This is a genomic window from Neorhodopirellula pilleata, assembly GCF_007859915.1.
Taxonomy (GTDB): Bacteria; Planctomycetota; Planctomycetia; order Pirellulales; family Pirellulaceae; genus Rhodopirellula; species Rhodopirellula pilleata.
The window spans coordinates 128,188-150,677 of sequence record NZ_SJPM01000004.1 but is presented as its reverse complement, the minus strand read 5'-3'; the positions used below and the strand labels follow the sequence as shown (position 1 = coordinate 150,677).

At 55.8% G+C, this 22,490-nt stretch carries 19 protein-coding genes; 14 read left to right on the top strand and 5 right to left on the bottom strand.

What is annotated here, in order from left to right; genetic code table 11:
• Positions 1–44: 44 nt before the first annotated feature.
• The 5 genes from Pla100_RS11480 (at position 45) to Pla100_RS11460 (ending at position 5,705) form a co-directional block, all read left to right on the top strand.
• Complete coding sequence (locus tag Pla100_RS11480; protein WP_146577845.1) at positions 45–1,271, top strand: ABC transporter permease; 1,227 nt, start codon at positions 45–47, stop codon at positions 1,269–1,271.
• Between the two features lie 57 nt (positions 1,272–1,328).
• The gene (locus Pla100_RS11475) at positions 1,329–2,012 is read left to right on the top strand and encodes an ABC transporter ATP-binding protein (protein ID WP_146577844.1); all 684 of its coding nucleotides are present in this window, start codon (positions 1,329–1,331) and stop codon (positions 2,010–2,012) included.
• A 187-nt stretch (positions 2,013–2,199) separates the two neighbouring features.
• Positions 2,200–2,961: a methyltransferase family protein gene (locus Pla100_RS11470; protein WP_146577843.1), complete on the top strand. Its 762-nt coding sequence runs from the start codon at positions 2,200–2,202 to the stop codon at positions 2,959–2,961.
• Positions 2,919–3,200, top strand: coding sequence for a BON domain-containing protein (locus tag Pla100_RS32175; RefSeq protein WP_146577842.1), 282 nt, complete (start codon positions 2,919–2,921; stop codon positions 3,198–3,200). The genes Pla100_RS11470 and Pla100_RS32175 overlap by 43 nt, the downstream gene beginning before the upstream one ends.
• A gap of 30 nt (positions 3,201–3,230) precedes the next feature.
• Positions 3,231–5,705 (top strand): heavy metal translocating P-type ATPase, encoded by a 2,475-nt coding sequence (locus Pla100_RS11460; RefSeq protein ID WP_146577841.1) that lies wholly within the window; start codon positions 3,231–3,233, stop codon positions 5,703–5,705.
• 14 nt (positions 5,706–5,719) lie between these two features.
• Here the strand turns inward: Pla100_RS11460 and Pla100_RS11455 are convergent, their stop codons facing one another.
• Complete coding sequence (locus tag Pla100_RS11455; protein WP_146577840.1) at positions 5,720–6,196, bottom strand: DUF305 domain-containing protein; 477 nt, start codon at positions 6,194–6,196, stop codon at positions 5,720–5,722.
• Between the two features lie 213 nt (positions 6,197–6,409).
• Here Pla100_RS11455 and Pla100_RS11450 point away from each other — a divergent pair, with 213 nt between their 5' ends.
• The gene (locus Pla100_RS11450; protein WP_146577839.1) at positions 6,410–6,961 is read left to right on the top strand and encodes an RNA polymerase sigma factor; all 552 of its coding nucleotides are present in this window, start codon (positions 6,410–6,412) and stop codon (positions 6,959–6,961) included.
• Between the two features lie 66 nt (positions 6,962–7,027).
• Positions 7,028–7,723, top strand: coding sequence for a hypothetical protein (locus tag Pla100_RS11445; RefSeq protein ID WP_146577838.1), 696 nt, complete (start codon positions 7,028–7,030; stop codon positions 7,721–7,723).
• A gap of 6 nt (positions 7,724–7,729) precedes the next feature.
• On the opposite strand, the gene Pla100_RS11440 is transcribed toward Pla100_RS11445, so the two are convergent.
• On the bottom strand, positions 7,730–9,121 hold the full coding sequence (locus Pla100_RS11440) for a hypothetical protein (protein ID WP_146577837.1): 1,392 nt from the start codon (positions 9,119–9,121) through the stop codon (positions 7,730–7,732).
• Positions 9,122–9,216: 95 nt separating this feature from the next.
• Positions 9,217–10,932 (bottom strand): TolC family protein, encoded by a 1,716-nt coding sequence (locus tag Pla100_RS11435; RefSeq protein ID WP_146577836.1) that lies wholly within the window; start codon positions 10,930–10,932, stop codon positions 9,217–9,219.
• A gap of 133 nt (positions 10,933–11,065) precedes the next feature.
• Between Pla100_RS11435 and Pla100_RS31570 the strand changes: the two genes are divergently transcribed.
• The 7 genes from Pla100_RS31570 to Pla100_RS11395 all read left to right on the top strand — a co-directional run bounded on the left by Pla100_RS31570 (position 11,066) and on the right by Pla100_RS11395 (position 20,547).
• Positions 11,066–11,653 carry a hypothetical protein gene (locus tag Pla100_RS31570; protein WP_231602966.1) on the top strand — a complete coding sequence of 196 codons (588 nt, stop codon included), beginning with the start codon at positions 11,066–11,068 and terminating at the stop codon, positions 11,651–11,653.
• Positions 11,654–11,931: 278 nt separating this feature from the next.
• Entirely contained in the window at positions 11,932–14,064 is a 2,133-nt protein-coding gene (locus tag Pla100_RS11420) for an efflux RND transporter periplasmic adaptor subunit (protein ID WP_146578119.1), read from the top strand.
• Positions 14,061–14,636 carry a four helix bundle protein gene (locus Pla100_RS11415; RefSeq protein WP_146577834.1) on the top strand — a complete coding sequence of 192 codons (576 nt, stop codon included), beginning with the start codon at positions 14,061–14,063 and terminating at the stop codon, positions 14,634–14,636. The genes Pla100_RS11420 and Pla100_RS11415 overlap by 4 nt, the downstream gene beginning before the upstream one ends.
• Positions 14,629–18,183, top strand: coding sequence for an efflux RND transporter permease subunit (locus Pla100_RS11410; RefSeq protein ID WP_146577833.1), 3,555 nt, complete (start codon positions 14,629–14,631; stop codon positions 18,181–18,183). The genes Pla100_RS11415 and Pla100_RS11410 overlap by 8 nt, the downstream gene beginning before the upstream one ends.
• Before the next feature lie 108 nt (positions 18,184–18,291).
• The gene (locus tag Pla100_RS31565) at positions 18,292–19,446 is read left to right on the top strand and encodes a hypothetical protein (RefSeq protein ID WP_231602965.1); all 1,155 of its coding nucleotides are present in this window, start codon (positions 18,292–18,294) and stop codon (positions 19,444–19,446) included.
• Between the two features lie 134 nt (positions 19,447–19,580).
• Positions 19,581–19,856, top strand: coding sequence for a hypothetical protein (locus Pla100_RS11400; protein ID WP_146577832.1), 276 nt, complete (start codon positions 19,581–19,583; stop codon positions 19,854–19,856).
• A 19-nt stretch (positions 19,857–19,875) separates the two neighbouring features.
• A complete protein-coding gene (locus tag Pla100_RS11395) occupies positions 19,876–20,547 on the top strand; it encodes a GNAT family N-acetyltransferase (RefSeq protein WP_146577831.1) in 672 nt (223 codons plus the stop codon).
• On the opposite strand, the gene Pla100_RS11390 is transcribed toward Pla100_RS11395, so the two are convergent.
• Positions 20,539–21,987 carry a PP2C family protein-serine/threonine phosphatase gene (locus tag Pla100_RS11390; RefSeq protein WP_146577830.1) on the bottom strand — a complete coding sequence of 483 codons (1,449 nt, stop codon included), beginning with the start codon at positions 21,985–21,987 and terminating at the stop codon, positions 20,539–20,541. The two genes, Pla100_RS11395 and Pla100_RS11390, sit on opposite strands and share 9 nt — an antisense overlap.
• A gap of 79 nt (positions 21,988–22,066) precedes the next feature.
• The gene (locus Pla100_RS30690; RefSeq protein WP_197167858.1) at positions 22,067–22,477 is read right to left on the bottom strand and encodes a hypothetical protein; all 411 of its coding nucleotides are present in this window, start codon (positions 22,475–22,477) and stop codon (positions 22,067–22,069) included.
• Positions 22,478–22,490 lie beyond the last annotated feature (13 nt).

Sequence of the window (22,490 nt, the reverse complement as noted above, 5' to 3'; positions counted from 1 at the left end):
CCTCAAACTCAATTCAACAATCTGCAATTCAAGGAATGGATTCTATGAAGCTTCGACATTTGATCTGGAAAGAACTTTGGCAACGTCCAACACCTATGTTGACCAGCCTGTTGGCGGTCACACTTGGCGTCACCGCATTGGTAGCGATTCAGAACATCACCGTGTTCTCTGAACGGAAGATTGCCGGTGATATGGAATCGCTCGGTGCTAACGTTTTGGTACTACCGCCAAGTGTGACGTTGCAGGACTACTACGGAGCCGACATGCACGGGCATACGATGCCCGAGGAATACGTCACCCGACTCGCTCTGGCACGGTTGGCCGGTGTCGAAAATCTGGCTCCTAAGTTGTGCGTCGAAGCCTCTGTTGATTCGATCCCTGTGACTCTCGCCGGAATTTTGCCACGAAGTGAGTTCCAAGCCAAAGCAGCATGGCAGGGACTTGGAATGTTGGGCAACGCGGTTGGGAGCGATCGCGGTTGTTGTGCCACCGCCGCCGACACCGGTGCGGGAAACGATGACCCGAACTCGCTGGCTAATACCCGAACCGTTCAAGACTTGGGCGATCGAGATGTCATTCTCGGTCGCGACCTGGCGGGACAACTCGGTGCGAAAGTTGGCGATACGTTGCAGTTGTTCGGCGAGGATTTCACCGTCCTGACGGTATTGCCAGCGACCGGAACGATTGACGACGGCCGCATGTTCGCTCACTTGCACAGCGTTCAAGAATTGTCCGGTGCAGGCCCAGTCGTCAACGTGATCGAAATCATGGCGTGTTGCGAAGATGCGGCTGGCAGCCTGATTACCAGCCTCTCCGCTGAACTGCCCGAGACGCGGATCGTCACGATCGCGCAAGTGGTTCAAACTCAAATTGCCGTCAACGGATTGATGTCGCGTTTGTCTTGGGTCTTTCTGTCGATCCTGCTGTTGGTCGGTGGAGCGAGCATTGCCAGTGTGATGTACGCCAACGTGACCGAGCGACGCAAAGAAATCGGAACGCTGATGGCAATTGGAGCCAGTCGCAACTTCGTGACCCAAATGTTCCTTGGTAAAGCCGCTGTCTTAGGACTCGCCGGTGGAGCAGCGGGCTTCGTCGTCGGCACCATCGTCGCGGCAGTACTGGGACCACAGTTGCTGGGCATTCACGTCAGTCCGATGCCGATGCTGTTGGGGGTTGGGATGGCATCCGCCACGATCGTTGCAGTGGTCGCCAGCCTCCTGCCCGCGCGCCGCGCCGCTGGTCTCGATCCGTGTCTCGTTTTCAACGAATAGGGATCGAATCCGTTTCAATCTCAAATCTGCAATCAACAATCCTCAATGGAACGACTCATGTATCAACTCAAATCAGTTACCCAGACCTACGAACGCCGAGGCCAGATCGTCACGGCACTCGACAACGCCGACCTGACGATTCCAGACAACGACTTCATTGCAATCGTTGGCCCCAGCGGCAGTGGCAAGACCACGTTGTTGTCCGTCCTCGGTGGAATGCTCGCACCGTCAACTGGCGACGTGATGCTCGATGGCGAATCGTTGTATGACCTGTCGGTGAAAGAACGCACGGCGTTGCGAGGCCGAAAGATCGGATTCGTCTTTCAGTCGTTCAACTTGATCTCGTGGCTGACCGCTCGCGAAAACGTGCAGATCCCACTGATGTTGTCCGGCAAAACGGCCAAGCAACAAGAAGATCGTGCGATGGAGATGCTCGACCGCGTCGGCTTGTCCGATCGAACCGATCACCGTCCGTCGGAAATGAGCCAAGGACAGCAACAACGAGTCGCGTTGGCGAGGACGCTCGCCAACGATCCGCAAATCATCCTGGCCGATGAACCGACCGGAAACCTCGATTCAGAAACCCGCCAGCAGGTGATGAATTACCTGAATGAATTTCACCAAGACGGGCGAACGATCGTCATGGTCACCCACGACGCCGACACCGCCGCGTTTGCGCACCGCACCATTCGCTTAGTCGCCGGAGTCACGAATGAAGTTGCAGTGGCGCGGGCAGCGTAAGCAAAAGATGGGGAGGTGGGAGAAGGGGAGATGGACTTCTTGTCCCCCTCTCTGCTTGTCTCCTGACTCCCAACTTGAAAACTGACGGTTGCCATTCAGCCGTCAGCTAGGTTCCCGGACCGCGTCACTCACCAGCCGACGCACCGGGAACCGTTTTTCGTCTCCCAATCCGAACACAGAATTTTTTATGGCACTCGTTGAAGAATTTGAACGCACGGGATCGTGGCTGTTCCGTTGGCGCAGTTATCTGCCCTTTGTGTTCCTACCGTTGATCGTGACTGCCGTGCTTCGATATCCCGTGATTGAATCGCATCCCAATTTGCATTTCGTCTGGAGCATCGTCAGTCTAGGCGTCTCGCTAATCGGACTAGCGGTTCGCTGTCACGCGGTTGGGCATGCCGCTGACGGAACATCGGGGCGCAACACGAAAACGCAAGTTGCCGAGACACTCAACACCTCTGGCTTCTACTCAGTCGTTCGGCATCCAATGTACCTCGGCAACTTTTTGATTGCCCTGGGCATCGTGTTGCACTCCGCTGCCCCTTGGTTGGTCGTGGTCTACCTGATGGCATTCGCGTTGTATTACGAACGCATCATGTTCACCGAGGAGGCGTTCTTGCGAGAAAAGTTCGGTAGGGTATTCAGCGATTGGTCCGCTCGCACGCCCGCGTTCGTACCAAGACTTCGGCAATGGAAGTCGGCGGAACTCCCGTTGGACATCCCCAAAGTCATTCGAGCCGAATCTGCTGCCGTTGCAGTCATCGCATTGACATTCCCGGCACTGGAATTGGCGATGCACGCAGCTCAGCATGGCAATGTCGCCATGGAAAAATCGTGGTACATCCTGCTCGGCAGCGGTATTCTTCTCTACATCATCGCTCGGGTCATGAAACGGCAACTCCGACGATGGCTCAAATACGAGCGAATTTTGTACGAGGCCGCAAAGTGAGATCGCATAGCTCCAAGCACTCTCCTGCGAATCCTGAGCCGCTCAGCGCTAGAGTCGAACGCATCATCAGGCGATTCGGCTTTGAAGGAGTGCATGTATCCAGTGATCAGTCCTGGCACGTCACTCTTACCGGTATTGTCGATGACGTCAACGATCGTGCGTTGCTCGTCGCGATCGCCCGGACCACTCCGGGTGTCACCGTGGTCCGCAGTGAAATCACCGTTTCCAAGCCGAACTAAACGGATATACCAAGTTAGGTCGACACACGCATGAACAAAGAAAAGATTGAACTCAAACTGCTTCTACCTACGGTCAAAGATGCGGACGATTCGTGCATCAGGCGGCTGGCGGAATTGCTGCAAAGCAAAGCAGGAATCGACGCCGCACACTCGCTCAAGCCGAGTGACGAAAGCCCAGGGCAAATCTGTGTTCACTACGACCCGAGCGTGGTCTCGACGGGCGAGGTTCGCGAATTGGCACGGCGCGCTGGGGCAGAGCTTGACCAGCGGTATGGGCATTGGCATAAGCGAGTTGGGCCGATGCACGCAGGCAGAGCATCCGCGATTGAATCGCGTTTGGCTCGAATCGACGGTGTCATCGAATCAGTCGTCTCTCCGGACGGAGCCGTTCGAGTCGAGTTCGATCGTCAAACAACCGACGCTTCGTCGATCGCAAGCGCTTTGGATGATTGGTCATCGTCTGAACTAAAAGAACACGACGAGCATGAAGGCCATCGGCACGACGGCGAAGGTCACGAGGACGATCACGACCATGCCGGTCATGACCACGCGCACGGCGGCATCTTCGGACCGAAGTCGGAATTGATCTTTGCGGTTCTCTGTGGCCTGTTTCTGTTAGTCGGTTGGCTGATAGAAACGTTTGCGGATTTTAATAAATGGATTCCGCTGGGTTGTTACGTTGCAGCCTATGTGTTCGGCGGTTACTACACCGTCACCGAAGCGATTGAAAAGATTCGAGCTGGAAAGTTCGAGATCGACTTCTTGATGATCGTGGCTGCTGCCGGTGCCGCTTCGCTGGGAGCGTGGGCCGAAGGTGCGTTGCTGCTGTTCCTGTTCAGCATCGGCCACGCCTTGGAAGGCTACGCGATGGGGCGAGCCAAACGTGCCATCGAAGCACTGTCCGATTTGGCTCCGAAAACAGCACGAGTTCGACGCGAGGGCAACGAATCAGAAATCTCGGTCGAAGAACTGGTCGTTGGCGACATCGTCATCATCAAACCCGACGAGCGAGTCCCGTCAGACGGTTTCGTGACCGCCGGCGAGTCCAGCGTCAACCAAGCACCGATCACAGGCGAAAGCGTGCCTGTCGACAAACGCCCCGTCGATGACGTTGCCGCTGCCGCATCCGATCCCGAGTCGCTTCCGCCGGAGCATCGAGCATTTGCGGGAACGATCAACCAATCGGGATCGCTCGAAATCCAAGTCACCAAGCTCGCATCCGAAAACACATTGGCTCGCGTCGTCACGATGGTCAGCGAAGCGGAAACGCGAGTGTCGCCAACGCAGAAATTCACCAAGAGATTCGAGCGATACTTCGTGCCATCGGTCATCGCCGGCGTTGTACTGTTGATGTTCGCGCCGCTTGTCATCGACGAAACCTTCAGCGAATCGTTCTACCGAGCGATGGCGGTTCTTGTCGCTGCCAGTCCGTGTGCGCTCGCGATCGCAACGCCCAGTGCGGTGCTCAGCGGCGTCGCCCGAGCGGCACGCGGCGGCATCCTTGTCAAAGGTGGCGGACCACTTGAAAGCCTTGGCAGTCTCGACGCGGTCGCGTTTGACAAAACGGGAACGCTCACCGAAGGCGAACCAAAAGTCACCGATGTTCGCACCGCTGACGGTGTCGATGAGACTGAACTGCTACGAACCGCGATCGCGGTCGAAGACCTCAGCAAACATCCGCTTGCCAAAGCCGTCGTTCGTGACGGAAAGGCAAGATTGGGAGAAGGGGAGTCTGGGAGTGGGCGAGCGATTCCGGATGCTACTGATTTGCAGAGCATCACCGGGCGCGGCATTCAAGCAACGGTCGAAGGAGACATCGTCCATATTGGCAAAGACGACTTGTTCGCCGAAGTCGAGGGGCCACCGCTGCCAGATAGCGTTCGCAAGATTGTTGAATCGCTCGAAGAGAATGGACGCACGACTATGATCGTCCGGCGCGGCGATCGTTACCTCGGCGTCATCGGTTTGATGGACACACCGCGTGAGGCTGCCAAACGAACGATTTCGCGGCTTCGCGAACTCGGCATCGAACGAATGATTATGATTTCCGGCGACAATCAGAAGGTCGCTGATGCGGTCGCGAAAGAAGTTGGCCTCGATGAAGCCCGCGGCGACTTGATGCCTGACGACAAGGTCAACGAAATTAAGAAGCTGCAAAGCGAAGGCGGCGTTGCGATGGTCGGCGACGGAGTCAACGACGCACCCGCCATGGCATCCGCCTCCGTCGGCATCGCGATGGGAGCCGCCGGCAGCGATGTCGCCCTCGAAACCGCCGACGTCGCACTGATGGCCGACAACCTCGACCACTTGCCGCTCGCCATCGGACTCAGCCGCGCCACTCGCCGCATCATCCGTCAAAACCTCTGGATGAGTCTCGGCATGGTCGCGTTCCTCGTCCCCGCCACGATCCTCGGTCTCAACATTGGCCCCGCAGTTGCATTGCACGAAGGCAGTACGCTCGTCGTCGTCTTCAACGCATTGCGACTATTGGCTTATAAACAATAGAGGTCATTCGCGAGTCAATGTTTCAATGCCAATGCATTCGTTTCTTCGTTTTCCAGGTCCGCAATCAGTCGTTTCATCTCCGCAATTTCCTTCTTTTGCGTTTCGATGATTTGGTCGGCCAGTTCACGCACTCGAGGGTCGGTGATCTCGGCTCGTTCACTGGTAAGGATCGCGATCGAGTGGTGTGGAATCATGGCTTTCATCCACGAGACATCTTCAACGGTCTCTTGGCTGCGTACGAGGTACAGCGACCCAGCAAAAACGGCGACACTGGTAGCGAAAATGGCCACGTTGGTCTTCGTACTCTTATACATGCCGAGCATGAACGACAACATAATCATCGCCATCGTCGCTCCCATGACGAGTGCCATGTAGAAACGAGTCTCACTCCAGTAGACGTGGTCGATCGCGTAGGTGTTCAGATACATCAACAACAGCATGACGGCGGTCGAAGTTGCGATCATCGCTCCAAAGAGTCGGTAGTTGGACATGTCGTTTTCCTTGTTCTGTTTGTGATTCGAGTACCCAAAAAACAAATTTGCAAATACGGTGCCGAGGTATCCGAATGCCGGGAGAAATCGCAAATTCCAACGCGAAGTCGCGATAGCCTGTGTGATGCGCGACCGCATTGGTCGGTAATCGCCAGGGCACGCCGAACGCAAAGGCCGCTAGTACCCCCCTCGGGTATTGGTACAATCTGACAAATGGAGCACCGCAGTGCGTGTAATGACAGAGAGCCAATCGACGACGCAACGGTCAGGGCCGGTGCCGGCGGCGATCGCGCTGCGCTCCGCCAGATTTACGAGGCCACTGCGGATCGCGTCTTCCGCTTAATGGTGCGGATGGTCGGTCAACAGGACGCCGACGACTTAACGCAGCAGACGTTTGTTCGAGCGTTCACGAAGCTCGATCAATTCAGTGGCGAGTCGAAGTTGGAGACGTGGCTTTATCGACTTGCGACCAACGAAGCTCTGCAGCATCTACGCCGCGAGAAACATCGGCGGACCAAAGAACTGGTGGTCGAGCCGACTGTTCGGCAAACCGACCACGTCGAGCAAGACGAACGAGCTGCGATGGTACGAACTGCCCTCGATCAACTCGATCCGGAATTGCGGGCGATCTTCACGCTCAAAGAAGAGAGCGGTCTGTCATACCAAGAGATCGCAGCGACACTCAGCATTCCAGAAGGCACTGTTGGATCGAGGTTGAACCGGGCACGGCGGGAACTTCGGAAGTCAATTGACACACCTCAGTGAGTGGCGCGCCCTGTTGCACTTGATCTCGTGCCAAGAGACTACGGTAAGACTACACGAAGGAGAACTATGACAGACAAAAAGAAGAGCCGTGAGATGAATTGGTCAGCGATTTCGGCGATTGCTGCGGTGGTCGCCTCACTCGTTGCCGTCGTTGCGTTGGTGCTTGGAGCGAATCACGCAACAGAGCAACGCGCATTGGCGGTCGATCAAATGCGACAACAGCAACAGCAATTTGATGCAGAGCGCGATATGCGGATGCAGCCTTTCGTTGCGTTTGATCGTGTGACATTCGTATTCCCCGTTGAGGCTACGGAGGTAAATGGACGCCGGTTTGATTTGGTCCGAAAAGATGGCGTCGTGATTGACCAAACGCCCATTCCAACTCTCACAAACTACGGAGCCGGTCCAGCATTGCACGTTGAAGTCAGCTACGAAGGGGATGACAAAAAGCTCTTTCCGACGTCGCCAATGCACCTGCTTCCTGAACAGCAAACTGGCTTCTTCGCCATACCGGATGCCTTGAATAATGGCGAAAAACCAGAGCGGATGACTAAGGGCACCGCGCTTATTCGCTGTCGTGATTCTCGTGGCCGTCAGCATCGTGTCGAGCAGAAATACACCTGCAGCACGGATGGAAAGACCATGCAGTTTCAGTTTGGAACTATCACGACCCTACCCATCGACTTCACTATGCCGGAATACTCTATGTATAGTTCGTGGTCGGCTCCTGATGTGAAGCCGACCTATGAACTTCAACCCTGACGTTCGTTATCGCCACCCAAGCGGGTCGTCCTCTTCCGTGTAGCGGCCAAACGGATCACGAAGTTGATCGGGACGATTTTGGCTTGGTGACGTTTCCGCCAAGACCAGCATTCGGTCGGCTTCGATGGTTTGTTGAATGATCTCCTTCAGGCAGTCGGTTTGTGCCGATGAAGATCCAAACCAACCAGATCGGACCATGTTGCAAAATTCGGTGTTGTTCAACGATCGAGGTTTGCTTTCCCAGTCAATTCGCAGACCGCCCTTTGGTCCCTTCGATGCGGGGGCTGCCGTAAAAGCGTTCCACAGTCCAAGCGGGATGTAGAAACCGGAAGCCATGCTGTTGTCCAGAGAACTCTTTTGTTTCGCCTCACAGAATTTCAGGAACAGCGTTTCTTTGCCCAAACGGTAGCTAGCGACCGACGGCTCCGTTTCCTCTAACTCCCGCAGCATCGCCTCTGCCGCATTCATCCGGTCCACTTCCCCTGCGTAATTCTTGTCGCTGTTGGGATAATAAGTCGGTTTGGAATCTCCCTTTGCGGAGAGCCTCTTGTACTGCACCATCACGAACGACTGATGGACGTGGCTGTAATAGATTAGGTCCACGCCGAGCGTGTGTTCGAGCGGTTGACGATTGCAGTTGATGATCGAGAGCGTCTCACCGGTATCGTTGGACACATCAACACGACTCGTGATGTAGGGTTTAATGAAGTTAAAACCTGGAAACGACATTGCATCCAAATTGATCTGCGAATCTTCACGGACGTTGTAGTGTGACAATCGGTTCAGAAAGCTGGTTGCCGCTTGTTGTGCCGGCGTGGTGCCACGCAGAATCTCTTTCCGCAGACGTAAACCGCCGAAAATCTCAAGCGACGTTACCACTGCGTCACGCTCGATGTCGGCAATGCCGCCTTCGGCTTGGCTGCGAATGGAGGCGAGTTCAGCTATCAGCGATTGAATTCCGGGCATTCCCTCCCGCAAGCTCTGTGACACGCCCTGTAGTGCCCCAAGCAAGGCTGCCGACGTCTTTTCCGGCAATCGGGTCGCCTCACCGAAGTTCGTGTCGACTCTGTTGCGAAATCGCCCGTCCAATCGTTCAAGAAGAACCTCAACGTCAGTCCGACCCGTTTCCACAACGCCGCTGACTTTCAATTGCTTCTTTCCCGTTGCGATCCACTTGCCCAGCTGGGATACACCGACGAAGTCGATGCTTAGCTCGGGGCCATCATCGCTTAGTCTGCTTTCGTCGTCCTGTAGCGATAGCAAGCAGATTTGATTCGTCTGTGGTGCCACATCTGCTACAGATACGACCGCTGTAAACTCGCCTCGATCTTCGATTGCTTGCTTGATGCTTTCCGCATCACCGCCTCGAAATTTCAGCCATATCAATTCATTCTTCATGTGATTTTCCTCTTAAAAGGGTTTGATTTACCTTAAAAGAGTTCGATTCGCAGGATTCTCGCAGCAAATTTCAAAAATATTTTTTGGCCCGCAAATTACCGCGATTCCGTCGTATATGGGCAGCCGACCGTTCGATCCAATTGAGCGATCGTGCCGGCTAGCGTAGCGTCGATGCGGGCGAGTTGGGTCTCGAACATCAACAGTTCGCGGTAGGTTTCGATCAGCGTGAAGAAGTCCGTGCGTTTGCCTCGGTAGTCGGCGATCGACAGTTTGAGTGTGTCTTCGGTGCGCGGGATGATGCGTTCTTCGTAGATGTCGCGTTGCTCGACCAAGGCGTCGGCTTGGACGATCAGGCGGCGAATCTTTCCGTACAGCTCGTCGCGTTCGGCTTCAAGACGACGGGTGGTGCTGCTGCGTCGATGGGCGGCTTCGCGGATTCCGGCGTTAATCTTCTCTCGCCAGATCGGAAGCGTCGTTCCGAAGCTGATGCTGAGATTGTCGTTGCCGTCGGCCACGGGACTGATCACATCGTGACCGTCGCTGATCAATCCCCAATTGAGGCCGACGCTGAAGTCGGGGTATTGCTGCAAGCACGCCAAGCGTTCTTTGTCGCGGTCACGTTGGATCTCCCATGCGAGACCGCGCAGTTTTGGGTTGCACTGTTCGGCCAACGCGATCAGCGATTCGATCTGCTGAGGCGTGTCGTTAATGCCGAGTTCGCTGGATGCTTCGGGAATCAGCCCCACCGGTTGTTGCAGTAGCGTGGCGAGATCGGCTTGAGCGACTTGTTTCTGTTTACGCAGTGCGATCAGTTGTTCGTCGAGGCGATCGGTTTCAAGTTGCGCACGCAGCACGTCTTGTTGCGAGCCTCCGCTGCGGTAGCGGGCTTCGGCGACGTCGGTTAGGTCCGCGACGAGGCCCTTGGTTTCTTCGATGATCGTGATCGCTCGGGTAGCGAACCAGACTTCGTAGTACGCCAAGCGAACGGACTCGGTGATCTCCCGCTCGATCATGTCGACTTCGGTTTGAGCGATCTGGACTTCGCGGCTGGCGATGACGGCTTTCGTTTTCAGTTTGTCGGGGAATGGAACCATTTGGTTAACCGACATTTGATTGCCAACCCGACCACCGGCAGTTTGAAGCGCATTGTCGTGTAGTGGCCAGAAGGTGTTGTTAAATGTTGGGTCTGGCAACGCCTTGGCTTGTGGGATCACGTTGGATGCTGCGGCGACGCGCTGGCGTGCAGCTAAGATTTTCGGATGGCGTGCTAGCGCTGAGCTTACAAAGAAGTCGACGGACTGGCCGGCTGATGTGTCGGGAGCTGGGATTGAGGGGTTGTCAGCGGCTGTTGAAGAGTTTCGTGACGCGTTTATTTCGTCTTTTGCGTCAGAGTCATTTTCAGTCTCGGTGTCATCACCATCTTTCTTCTCGCCGCTCCCGACTCCCAACTCATCACTCCCCTTCGGCGAATCCAGCTGTAACAGATCACTGACGCTACCGTTGCTGCTGCCGGAGGGTGCCTGCGCAAACGCAGCGGGCGAGGTGGCTAAGGCTTCGTCGTTGAACCCGGCTGGCTGGACCGCCAACGAGGATTGCGACGACTTGACATGATTCCAGTCGACATCGTTCACCACGTCAGGTGTTGCCGCTGAACTGCGGAACGGCTGAGCAGCGACTGGCGTGGCATCCGAGGCGGACGGCGTCGATTTCGTCAGCGAAAAGCCTCGCCCGGTCGCACAGCCGGACACCGTCGTGGCGACCATCGCGGCCAGCAAAAGGCGTTTGGCGTGCTTCGTGTTGCGGCGATCCATAGCGTCGGCGTCCTCATCAGCTACAATACAAAGGTCAAAGTTTGCCCAACCGGTGAATCCCTATTGAACTTTTCGGCCAGATCTCCGATACAGTTGCTATACCGGGCACGGGTATTCTTTTCGGAAGGTCACAGTGAGCAACTCCCCCCTAATTCGCACCGCCGTTAAACTTTGGCTGATCGCTGCAATGGTGATCCAGCCGATGGCGATTGTGGCTACGCAGGGAAATTGTGCTCAAGGCGTCTCGGCCGGAGCGTGTTGCCAAGCCAAAACGGTATGCCAGTCATGCAAGTCCTGCAAAGTCGAAACAGACGGGGACTTGTGCGGTTGTTGCAGCGGCGGCAGGGACGAACCTGGCAGTTGTTGCGGGAATACGGATGCCTCCGAGCCAAGAAACGATTCTTCCAAGCCGACAAACGATGAGTTGTTCGGCGAAAGTTCCGACATTGTTCCTGAGTTTACCGGCGCGGGCGATGAATTGGCGGAAGGCAAGGCATCGGTTTCGTCGTGCAAGTGTGGCATTCGGTCCGAACCAATCGCACCCTCACCTCATCGCGTTCCCGCCCCGCAGGTCCGTGAACTGATCGTGATCGCCTACTTGGATCACGTCGCGTCCGAAGCCGGCTTATCAGTTCGTCCGAACGATGTGCGTTCCCGTTTACCGATCGGCGATCTCTCTCCGCATTTCTCTCAGCGGTTTCTTTGCATCTGGCGCATTTAGCGTCGTCTCGATAGGAGAGCTGCGCGCCTGCAGTTCTTCGATTTCAAGTTGGCTTTATGCGGGTGACGCTGCGCGCTCGCTACGTGTGAAGCCTTTTTCCGATGCAATCCCTGCGCGATCCGATACGCGCGAACTTAAACAACGAACCGGTCACAGCCTGGAGGCAATGATTTGCCGACGATGCGACTTGCTACGTTGCAGCATCGGTCGGTCGCCTCTTGTACTGGCGCTTGCGGATGAAACCGCAAACGCTTACCGACAACGCCGCGAGATATGTGATGAATCAGGACGAACCAGTTAGACCTAATGACGCCGATGTTGATGATCAAGTCAGCTTTGTGGATGCGGGTGCGCCGAGCGACAGCGAACCAGTGGCGATCGCCGCCGAAGAAAAGCCCACGCCAGTTGAAACGAAGCCCATTGGAATCAAGAGCGCTGGCGGAACGACGTGGCTCGTGCGTACTGGCGTCCAAGCGGCAACAGTCGTCATCGTCGCGGGACTCGTCTTCTTTCTGCTTGGCGTCGCCCAGCGGACCGGTTGGCTGACCGCTGACGGATTCTCAGGCGGCCAAGACGAATCCTTCGCGGAAGCCACCGCCGAAGACAAACGATACATTTGCCCGATGATGTGTACGCCTCCGTCGACCGAACCAGGACGATGCCCGGTTTGCGCGATGGAATTGGTCGAAGCGACCGGCGGCGGAGGCGGTGATGGTATCTCGGTCACCATCGAATCATCCGCTCGGCGGTTGGTCGGCATTCAAACCGCGATGTCGAAGTTGGGCGAAGTCAATCGCACGATCCGCACCATCGGCTCGATCGACTTCGACGAAAGCCAATTGTCGACGATCAGTGCCTACATCGACGGTCGCTTGGAAAAGATGTACGCAAACTACGCCGGTGTGAAAGTCAACGAAGGCGACGACCTCGCACTAATCTACAGCCCGCAGCTCTACACCGCACAAACCGAGTTCATCACGAGCATTAACAGCGACGGCAAAATCGGTCGCTTTCAAATCTCTGGCGGCGATCTCAACAAGATGGCACGCGAGAATTTGGCCGAGCTTGGCATGACGCAGGACCAGATTGAACAACTGGCGAAGTCTGGCAAGCCGATGTCTCGCATCCGCATCAAGTCACCGCAGAGTGGAACGGTGATTGAGAAGTCGGCCGTCGAAGGCGACTATGTGAAAACCGGTCACAAGCTGTACCGCGTTGCAGACCTGAGTAGTGTTTGGCTAATGCTCGATCTGTTTCCCGACGACGCATCCGCCGTTCGATTCGGTCAACAAGTCGAAGCGGAAATTCAGTCGATGCCCGGCGAAGTGTTTACCGGCCGCGTCGCGTTCATTGATCCGACCGTGAATGCAACGACTCGAACGGTTCGCGTGCGAGTCGAAATCATGAACTTCGACGGCAAGCTGCGACCAGGCGACTACGCAACGGCTCGCGTGACGGTACCAGCGATCCCGATGGACCAAGTGTACGATCCGGCGCTCGCGAACAAACACATCAGCCCGATGCACCCGCAAGTTATTCGCGATGAACCGGGCAAGTGCCCACTCTGCGATATGGATTTGGTGCCGACATCGCAGCTCGGATTCGCGTCTGAACCCTTACCCATGCAGCAAGTCGTCACTGTTCCACGCGACGCCGTGTTGCTGGCGGGCGAGAACAGTGTGATCTATGTCGAAACCGAACCGGGACGTTTTGAAATTCGCCGTGTCACCGTTGGTCCGATGAATCGCAAAGAGGCTGTTATCGTTGAAGGACTTTCGGCTGGCGAGACAGTTGCAACCGGCGGCAATTTCTTGATCGACTCGCAAATGCAGCTTGCCGGAAACCCATCGTTGATGGACCCCACGAAGGCACCAAGCTATTCGCCAGGACCGCTTGATTTACCACAAACGATCCCCGTTATGTTAGCGACCGACGCTGGAAAGACGCTTGATCGCACCTACGACGCCTACTTCGAGATTCAATGTGCGATGGCGGCCGACCAGACGCCTCCGCCCGTCGCATTGAACACGCTGATCGAAGGACTCCGCGAACTTGAAATGTTTGCCGTTGTTCCCGACGAAGCTCAACGCAGATTCGCGACCGCTCGCCGTGCGGCCACACGCATGGATGGTTCGTTGGAAACGGCTCGCGAAGCCTATCGCGGCGTCAGCCACGCAATGTTGAAGGCGGCGACGGTTGCTCGTGGTCCGAAGACAGCCGTGAAGCTGACACACTATTACTGCCCGATGGTTCCCGGCGGTGGGGGCGACTGGATGCAGCCGGGCGGCGATTTACAGAACCCGTATTGGGGCAGCGAGATGTTGACGTGCGGGGAGTTAGTTAAGGAGATGGGAGTTGGGAGTGGGGAGAAGCAGGTTGCTGTTGGTGGGTCGTTGGGAGATGTGAAATGAGTGAGCAGATTAAGACTCATCGCGATTTGATCGTGTATCAGAAATCGTTCGCGGCGGGAAAGCGGATTTTTGAGTTGTCGAAAGCGTTCCCTCGTGAGGAGATATATTCGTTGACGGACCAGGTTCGTCGTTCGTCACGAAGTGTGAGTGCCAACATTGCCGAGGCGTGGCGAAAGCGACGTTACGAAAAACACTTCTGTAGCACCATGAACGTCGCCGAAGCAGAAGCCGCCGAAACACAGGTTTGGATCGAGTACGCATCCGCTCATGGCTACCTAGACGCGGAGACAACAAAACAGGCCATCGAGTTCTACGACGAGATTTTGCGAATGATCGTCGCGATGATTCACGGTTCATCAAAGTGGTGCGTTGACTTTAAGGAGAAGGGAGTGAAGGAGAAGGGAGAAGGGAAAGTGAAGGAGTCGGGAGTGAAGGAGAGTGGGGAGAACTACGACATCGACAACGACTATCCCGTACTCGATCAACATCTTCTCCTAGCTCCCACCTCCCCTACTCCCACCTCCTTCACTCCCAACTCCCCTACTCTCACCTCGGAGCGAAGCGATGCTTAATCTGATCATTCGCTTTTGCGTTAAAGAACCCTGGCTGGTGGTATTGCTGACCGTTGGTCTAAGCGTCGCGGGCTGGATCAGTTTCAAGTCGATTCCGATCGACGCGATTCCTAACATTGGCGAGAACCAAGTCATCGTGCTGACGCCTTGGCCGGGTCGCTCGCCGAAGGACATCGAAGACCAAGTGACGTATCCGCTCAGCGTTTCGTTACTGGCTGTGCCGGGTGCCGAATCGGTGCGTGGCAAGAGCATGTTCGGCTACAGCTTTGTGCAGGTCACGTTCAAAGACGAGATTGATTTCTATTGGGCACGCAGTCGAGTCTCCGAGCAACTCGGCAGTGCCGCGTCTCAATTACCGGATGGCGTTGTGCCACAACTCGGGCCGGACGCGACAGGACTTGGGCAAGTCTACTACTACACTTTACAGCCACCCGATGAAGGAATGGGGCTGGCGGAACTTCGCAGCATGCAAGACTTCGTCGTGAAGTATGAATTGCAAGCGGTTGAAGGCGTCAGCGAGGTCGCGTCAATCGGCGGCTACATTCGCCAGTATCAGATCGAAGTCGATCCCGACAAGCTTCGATTCCACAACGTATCGCTGGACAAACTGGCGATGGCGATCAAGGGATCGAACGTGGATGTCGGTGCCAAAACGGTAGAAGCGACTGGCATGGAATTCATCGTCCGCAGCAAGGGATTCCTCGGCAGTGATGGCGACAAGAACAAAGCGATTGAGGACATCGAAGATACGGTGATCCTGGAACGTGAAGGTGTGCCGGTGCGGGTGCGTGACGTCGCTAGCGTGCAACTTGGCCCAGACTTCCGTCGCGGGGCATTGGACTACAACGGAGCCGAAGCGGTCGGCGGTGTCGTTGTAATGCGGTACGGCGAGAACCCGCGAGTGGTAATCGACCGCGTGAAAGCCAAGATCGCTGCGATCACGCCGTCGCTGCAAGGCGTGACCATTCACGGGGTATACGATCGCAGTGGCTTGATCGACGAAACGATGGCAACGCTGACGCACGCTCTCCGTGATGAGATCATCATCACGGCAATCATTATTCTGCTTTTCCTGCTGCACATTCGCAGCAGTTTTGTCGTAGCGATTTGCTTGCCTGCGGCCGTGTTGATGTCATTCATTGCCATGCGATTCGTCGGTGTCGGCGCAAATATCATGTCGCTCGCAGGCATTGCGATCGCGATCGGAACAATGGTCGACATGGGCATCATTGTTTCGGAAAACGTGTACCAGCATTTGGCAGAATGGGAGTCGGGAGGTGGGAGTGGAGGAGTTGGGAGCAAGCAAAAATCTCCTTCACTCCCAACTCCCACCTCCCCTACTCGCGCAGCGGTCGTCTATGACGCAACGGTGGAAGTCGCACCAGCGGTCGTCACTGCCGTCGCGACAACGATCGTTAGTTTCCTTCCAGTCTTCTTTCTCACCGGGCGTGACTACAAGCTGTTTTCGCCTTTGGCGTACACAAAAACCTTTGCCATCGCGGCGGCGATGATTACTGCCGTGACCGTCGTGCCGGCGTTGTGTCGTTTAATGTTGCGTAGCAACGTGCGTCGCAAATCGACCGCGTTGGTTGCCGCGTTGTCATTCGCCAGTATGCTCGGTGCGGCCTCGCACTTCCTTTGGGGATCGCGAATTGCTGAACGGTTCGGCTTGCAAATCTGGGCAGTGACTGCGATCGCCGCTTTGCTTGGCTTCATTGCTGGCTGGCAATTGATGCGTGAGCGCATTCGACCGATCGAGGAAATTCCTTCGAGTCGATTTGTCCATTGGATTTACGCCGCTCGATTGCGCCAAGCATTGAATCACAAAGCGTTCGCGTTGTCGTTTCCGGCGATCCTGTTGCTCGTCGGTCTGGGAGCATGGATTGGACTACCGACGGTTCTCAGGCCAGTTGAAAAGTTTGCCAACATTTTCGGCGCTGAGTTGAATGATTTCCCCGGCTACGTCGACGCCAAACACACGTTCACGGGTTTACAGAGTGACGATTGGATCGCGCTCGACGAAGGGAGCTGGTTCTACATGCCGACGCTGTATCCGGCAGCCAGCTTTTCGCAAGCGATGCAGGTGCTGCAAACGCAAGACGTGTTGATTGGTCAAATACCGGAAGTGAAGGACGTGCTCGGTAAGATCGGTCGCGTCGAGTCGGCTCTCGATCCTGCGCCAGCGGCAATGATCGAAACCTACGTGATGCTGAAGCCCGAAAGCGAGTGGCGAGATGGCGTGACCGCTCGCGATGTATGGGACGAGATCAATCGCGTGGCGACGTTGCCTGGAGTGACGCCCGCATCGGCATTGCAACCGATCGAGGGCCGCGTTGTGATGTTGCAGTCGGGCATCAAAGCTCCGATGGCGATTCGCGTTTACGGCAACGAACTAGATGAACTGGCCGATGCCGCGATGGACGTGGCAGCGGAACTCAAGAAATCGCCGTTTGTCAACGCCGGTACGGTCAATCCAGACATCGTGCTTGGCAAGCCCTACGTCGAGTTTACCGTTGATCGCGACGCGGCATCTCGGTACGGACTGAATGCGTCGATGGTCAATCAAGTCATCGAAACTGCACTTGGTGGTATGAATCTCATCAAAACCGTGGAAGGTCGCGAGCGCTATCCGGTGCGGCTAAGGTACAACCGTGACCTTCGCGAACAGATCGACGGATTGAAACGCTTGCCCGTTGTCACGCATTCTGGTGCGGTCGTTCCGCTCGAAGAACTCGCTAAGCTTGAGACGACGTGGGGGCCAGGTGCAATCAACAGCGAAAACGGTCGACTGGTCGCTCACGTCGCTTTCATGACCAACGGAAGCAGGGGCGATCTCGAATCGGTCTCCGCAATCGAAGAGCAACTGCGCACGGCCCAGTCGTTGCCGCCATCGAATCCAAATCGCCTTTCACTGCCAGCTGGATACTCGCTTGAAGCAGTGGGGAGTTTCCGAAACCAAATCGAGGCGAACCTGCGATTGATGTGGATCATCCCGCTGGTCATTTGCATCAACTTGCTTCTGATCTACATGGAGTTTCGCAACTTTCCAATTTCCCTTGCCGTGTTCTCCGGCATTCCTGTTGCGTTCGCTGGTGGCATGATCGCGGTCGCAACCATGGACGTTGAATTGAACACCGCGGTGTGGGTTGGCTTCATCGCGCTGTTTGGATTGGCCGTCGACGATGGTGTCGTGATGGCGACTTACATCCATCAGTTGATGAAAAAACGCGAAATCAATTCAGTCCAGGACATTCGTAACACAGTTTACGAAGCCGGTCTCAAACGCATTCGACCTTGCATGATGACCACGGTGACGACGCTGGCTGCATTGATTCCAGTGTTGATCGCGACAGGCCGTGGAGCTGACGTTGCCCGAGCGATGGCGATTCCCGTGTTCGGTGGCATGTTGGCCGAGCCGTTCACTTCGTTCATCGTGCCGACGCTGTATTGCGGCTACCTGGAATTGAAAATGCGTTTCGGCTTGAAGGACGAGCTTTGGGAAGGAACCGAAGCGATGCCAAAGGAGGAACTGATGAAGGCGGCATAATAATTTTCGTTTGCCCGTGAAGGAATCAACGACTCGGGCATCCAACATTCACAATCTCACCGACGGACCCAACGGATGGCGTCCTGACATTTACAACGGAGTTCTCCCATGAAACAAACACTCATCATCACTGTTTTCTCCCTCGCGATGTCCGCATCGAGCGTGTTTGGGCAAACGATTCAATCGCAGCACGATCATGCTGGACACAACCACGCGATGCCCGGCATGACGAAGGCAAGTGAAGTAACTCAAGCGGGGCCGCATGGTGGCAGCTTGAAACAAACCGGCAACCTGCAAATCGAAACGATTGTTTCACAAGGCGGGCTGCAAATGTTCGTCTACGACCGCGCTGGTCAGCCGGTGTCGGTCGACCAGGGACGCGGTGCCGTCTCCGTACGAGTCGAAGGCAATGCAAAACGTTATCGCTACGACTTGTTGCCTGATGGCAAAGGAGCACTGACAGCACCGGTCAATCTTTCGCAGCTTGCTGGCCGACAAATCGACGTCGACGTTCAGTTGGTCGGCATGAAGGCTTCCGGCGGAAACGTCGTCAGCTTCAACGAGGTTGCAGCCGTACCCGCCAGTGAACAGCAATTGGCGGCTGCCGCGATTGCACGTCAGAAAATCTGTCCCGTCAGCGGCAAACCGCTCGGCAGCATGGGCGATCCCGTGGCCGTCGATGTCAATGGACAGAAGCTCTACGTTTGCTGTGCGGGTTGCGTGAACGCGGTGAAATCGAACCCCACCAAGTACGCCGCTGGCCGTCCCCAAATCACCATCACCACGGCAACGCAAGCCGACGCAGCGGCCATTGCCGCCCAGAAGGTTTGCCCCGTGATGGATGAACCTCTCGGTGGCATGGGCACTCCGATCAAGGTGATGGTTGGCGACAAGCCGATCTATCTGTGCTGCAAAGGATGTATCAAGAAGATTCAAGCCGAGCCGGCTAAATATCTGGCGATGGTTTACGGCAAAGGTGAGGGAAGCACCGCGACCGCGTCAGCAGTTCCACCAGGGACCGAGCAGGTTCGTGAAGGCATTTTCAAAGTGGTTGCTGCCGACGCCCCCTTCATTGCCGCACAAAAGAAGTGCCCCGTGATGGACGAACCGCTTGATGCGATGGGCGGGCCATACAAAGTCAACGCAGCGGGCAAAGCGATCTACATCTGCTGCCCCGGATGCGCGAAGAAGATCGCAGCAGAACCGCAAAAGTGGTTAGCTGTTCTGAAGTCACAAGGAGTCGACGCTCCAACGATTCGTTAATCAACTCGGGAGCGAGAATTGCTCGCTCTCTTTCTGACACACGCGGGGGCGGTGTCGCGGCTGATTCACGCAAGTGATGACGTCACCACGCCGTCCCTGCCTTTTTGTTTTCAACTCACGACAAGGAAGTCGTCATGAAATCGCTATGGAAATACTGCGCTACCGCTGCGCTCGCTTTGAACCTCTCACTTTCCGCCGGATGCCAATCGCTGCCCTGGCTGGGCAATCGAAAAGACGAACCGGCAATGACCGCTCAGCAATATGCCGAGCAAGCTGCCGCTTATATTCAATACGACACGGCGATTGATTTCGACACTGACGACCAACCGCCCGCAGCAAACTCGTTCTCAACCGCTCCCACTTCAGTTTCCTCTCTCCCCTCATCGGGCGGCGGAAGCTGCTGCCACTAACGCGGGAACAAGTTCTGCCATGAAGACTCAATCCACACGCTCGACACGTTGGTTGGCGTATCGAGTGGTCCGGCGTTTTGCGATTGCAAATGTCTGTCATTTCTATCAGTCGCCGATCGACAAGATGCCGCGAACGCCAACGCCGAGCGAATACGACATCTGTTCGTGTTCATCCAAGCGTCTACGCGAACACGCATCCGAACTGGATTACGCGATCCCAGAACGGGATTTGGAAATGCTGGACGCCGGCGCAGCAAAATGCTTCGCAGCCTTCCAAGCCGATTCACTCGCCGGATTCGCTTGGGTCGCCTTTGGAAACATAACTGGTGAAATGAACCACGACGGCAAGCCCGCAACTGGTCTGCCAATCCAACTCGTCGACGAAGCCGCTTTCGTATTCCAAGTCTTGGTTCTTCCTGCCTACCGAGGACGGCGACTATATGCGGCGATCTTGAGCCAGATGGCTGACCAGTTGCAAGATAATGGAATGCATACGTTAGTACTAACAACTGAGGGTTCCAACCAGAACGCTTTGAAGGCCGTTCAGCGCATGCAGTTTCGTAAAGTTGGTCAAGCGTCGTTCTTTCGTATCGGGCCGCTCAGTCGAGCAACCTACCCGACGCTTCCAAACGATATTGGATTCACAATCGGAAGGTATGTCGGCGACGATACCGCAGCCCATTCAAGTTAACTGAGCCACCAATAGCGTTGTGTCATCGAACGCCTTGCGACCCTTGCGAAATGTTTCGATGGACGATTCAAACGCATCAACCAGTTCGCGAGCGTTGCAGCGTTTGACCGTGTTCATCAACTGCTCGATTCGATCGGTGCCGTATTGCTCCTCACTAGGGTCGAACGCCTCGGTCACTCCGTCGCTAACAATGACTAAACGCGACGCATCGCCGAGCTGGATTGTTTCTTCGCTGTAGTGGGTATCGTCCTCGACGCCCAAGATCAAGTCACCCACGTTCAATCGCACTGGCGTCTCGCTTCCAATCTGCAAGAACGGCAGTTCATGACCAGCATTGGCGTAGGTCAGTTGTCTCCTTTTCGGGTCAACGACCAGTAGCGTCATGGTCGCAAAGTGTCCCATCATCACGTACTCGCAGTAACGCTCGTTGACATCTGTCAGGATTTGGGCAGGGCTGGACGATTTCTTTGCCGCTTCCGACACAAACGCCTTCAACAACGTCGCCGCCATCGCGGCCGGCACGCCGTGTCCCGATACGTCCGCGACGCAGAGTAGATACTGTCCATCGGACAATGGAATCACGTCGTAGTAGTCACCGCCAACATCGTCGGCCGGCTCGAACAATTCGGCGACGTCGATTCCAACCAAGCCATTCACCGTCGGTCGTAAGTTCTGTTGAATCTGGCGTGCCTTTTCCATGTGAACGCGATGGTCGCGCTGAGCGTGGTCCAGTGCCTCAGTCATCGAATTGATTTGATCGGCGAGATAACTCAGTTCTCGACAGCTTCTCGTACGTGCAATCACGCTTAGGTCTCCGGCGGCAACACTCCGCAGCGCCGAAACAAAGCCTTGGATCGGTTTGGCGATCAATTGCCGCAATACCGCGCTGACCACAAAGGCGGTAATCCCTCCCAGCAATAAGACTCCGAACATCTGGATCAACAGCGAGCGGCGTGTTGCGCCCACGACTGCTGAACGTTTCTCGGATATGTAAACAGTGCCCGCTGGTCCAGTGAAAGACCCGACAACGAGCGCGCCGGTGGCGTTTGATCTGGCGACGGTTGAATCAGCTGCCGACCGCATTGCCAGGAGCATTTCGTCGGAAGCATGCCCATGCGAGACAGCCTGGTACGGAAGCCCTCGCCAATCCGCAGCAATATGGTGACCGGGCGAATCGTCGGTATTCATTCGAGCGCAGACGTTGTCAACCAGATTTTGAATCGCCTCGACGCCGTGGGGTTCAGCGACCAACAGTGACTCGTACATAGTTTTAGCTTCTTCGGTCAACGCGATCTGCTTCTCGTTCAAATGCCGATCCATCCTCACGCGGTAGTCAACGACAAGAAACAGAACGACAAACCCAAAGAGAATCGCATTGACGAGGACAAGCAGTTGCCGGCTAATCGGCAACTGATGCCATCGGTGTTTGAATGTGTCCATGACGGCACCTTAAACAGAGAAGCCGGGCGAGTGTTCAGGCTCGCCCGGCTGATGTGGGATCGAACGGAATCAGAAGCGATTAGCTGAGTTCAGCAGGCTCGACCTCTGTTGCATTTGCCGATCCATTTCCGCAGCAGGCAGCACCGACGCTGCAGCAGTACGCTCGCTTCGCACAGCAGGTCGGTTGACCGGCCGCGCTGACGACGTCGCTGGTTGCAGTGTTCGTTCCAGCGTGCTTCCCACAGCATCGTGCGTTCACCGAGCAGCAATAGGCACGCTTGGCACAGCACGTGGGTTGGGAAGTCGCGTTCGCCACTTCGTCAGTGGTTGCTGTCGTTTCAGCTTTCTTGCCGCAGCACGCCGCTTGGACGGTGCAGCAGTATGCGTGCTTCGCACGACACGTCGGCCCAGCCGAGGCGGCAGTGTCAACATTGCCAGCGGGGACGAAGGAAACGGCGAACAGAACAGCAGAGAATACAGTCGCTAACATTTTGGAAACTCCA

Coding starts and splice junctions, on each gene's coding strand:
- Pla100_RS11480 (WP_146577845.1), top strand. CDS start 45: ATGAAGCTTCGACATTTGATCTGGAAAGAACTTTGGCAACGTCCAACA.
- Pla100_RS11475 (WP_146577844.1), top strand. CDS start 1,329: ATGTATCAACTCAAATCAGTTACCCAGACCTACGAACGCCGAGGCCAG.
- Pla100_RS11470 (WP_146577843.1), top strand. CDS start 2,200: ATGGCACTCGTTGAAGAATTTGAACGCACGGGATCGTGGCTGTTCCGT.
- Pla100_RS32175 (WP_146577842.1), top strand. CDS start 2,919: ATGGCTCAAATACGAGCGAATTTTGTACGAGGCCGCAAAGTGAGATCG.
- Pla100_RS11460 (WP_146577841.1), top strand. CDS start 3,231: ATGAACAAAGAAAAGATTGAACTCAAACTGCTTCTACCTACGGTCAAA.
- Pla100_RS11455 (WP_146577840.1), bottom strand. CDS start 6,196: ATGTCCAACTACCGACTCTTTGGAGCGATGATCGCAACTTCGACCGCC.
- Pla100_RS11450 (WP_146577839.1), top strand. CDS start 6,410: ATGGAGCACCGCAGTGCGTGTAATGACAGAGAGCCAATCGACGACGCA.
- Pla100_RS11445 (WP_146577838.1), top strand. CDS start 7,028: ATGACAGACAAAAAGAAGAGCCGTGAGATGAATTGGTCAGCGATTTCG.
- Pla100_RS11440 (WP_146577837.1), bottom strand. CDS start 9,121: ATGAAGAATGAATTGATATGGCTGAAATTTCGAGGCGGTGATGCGGAA.
- Pla100_RS11435 (WP_146577836.1), bottom strand. CDS start 10,932: ATGGATCGCCGCAACACGAAGCACGCCAAACGCCTTTTGCTGGCCGCG.
- Pla100_RS11420 (WP_146578119.1), top strand. CDS start 11,932: ATGAATCAGGACGAACCAGTTAGACCTAATGACGCCGATGTTGATGAT.
- Pla100_RS11415 (WP_146577834.1), top strand. CDS start 14,061: ATGAGTGAGCAGATTAAGACTCATCGCGATTTGATCGTGTATCAGAAA.
- Pla100_RS11410 (WP_146577833.1), top strand. CDS start 14,629: ATGCTTAATCTGATCATTCGCTTTTGCGTTAAAGAACCCTGGCTGGTG.
- Pla100_RS31565 (WP_231602965.1), top strand. CDS start 18,292: ATGAAACAAACACTCATCATCACTGTTTTCTCCCTCGCGATGTCCGCA.
- Pla100_RS11400 (WP_146577832.1), top strand. CDS start 19,581: ATGAAATCGCTATGGAAATACTGCGCTACCGCTGCGCTCGCTTTGAAC.
- Pla100_RS11395 (WP_146577831.1), top strand. CDS start 19,876: ATGAAGACTCAATCCACACGCTCGACACGTTGGTTGGCGTATCGAGTG.
- Pla100_RS11390 (WP_146577830.1), bottom strand. CDS start 21,987: ATGGACACATTCAAACACCGATGGCATCAGTTGCCGATTAGCCGGCAA.
- Pla100_RS30690 (WP_197167858.1), bottom strand. CDS start 22,477: ATGTTAGCGACTGTATTCTCTGCTGTTCTGTTCGCCGTTTCCTTCGTC.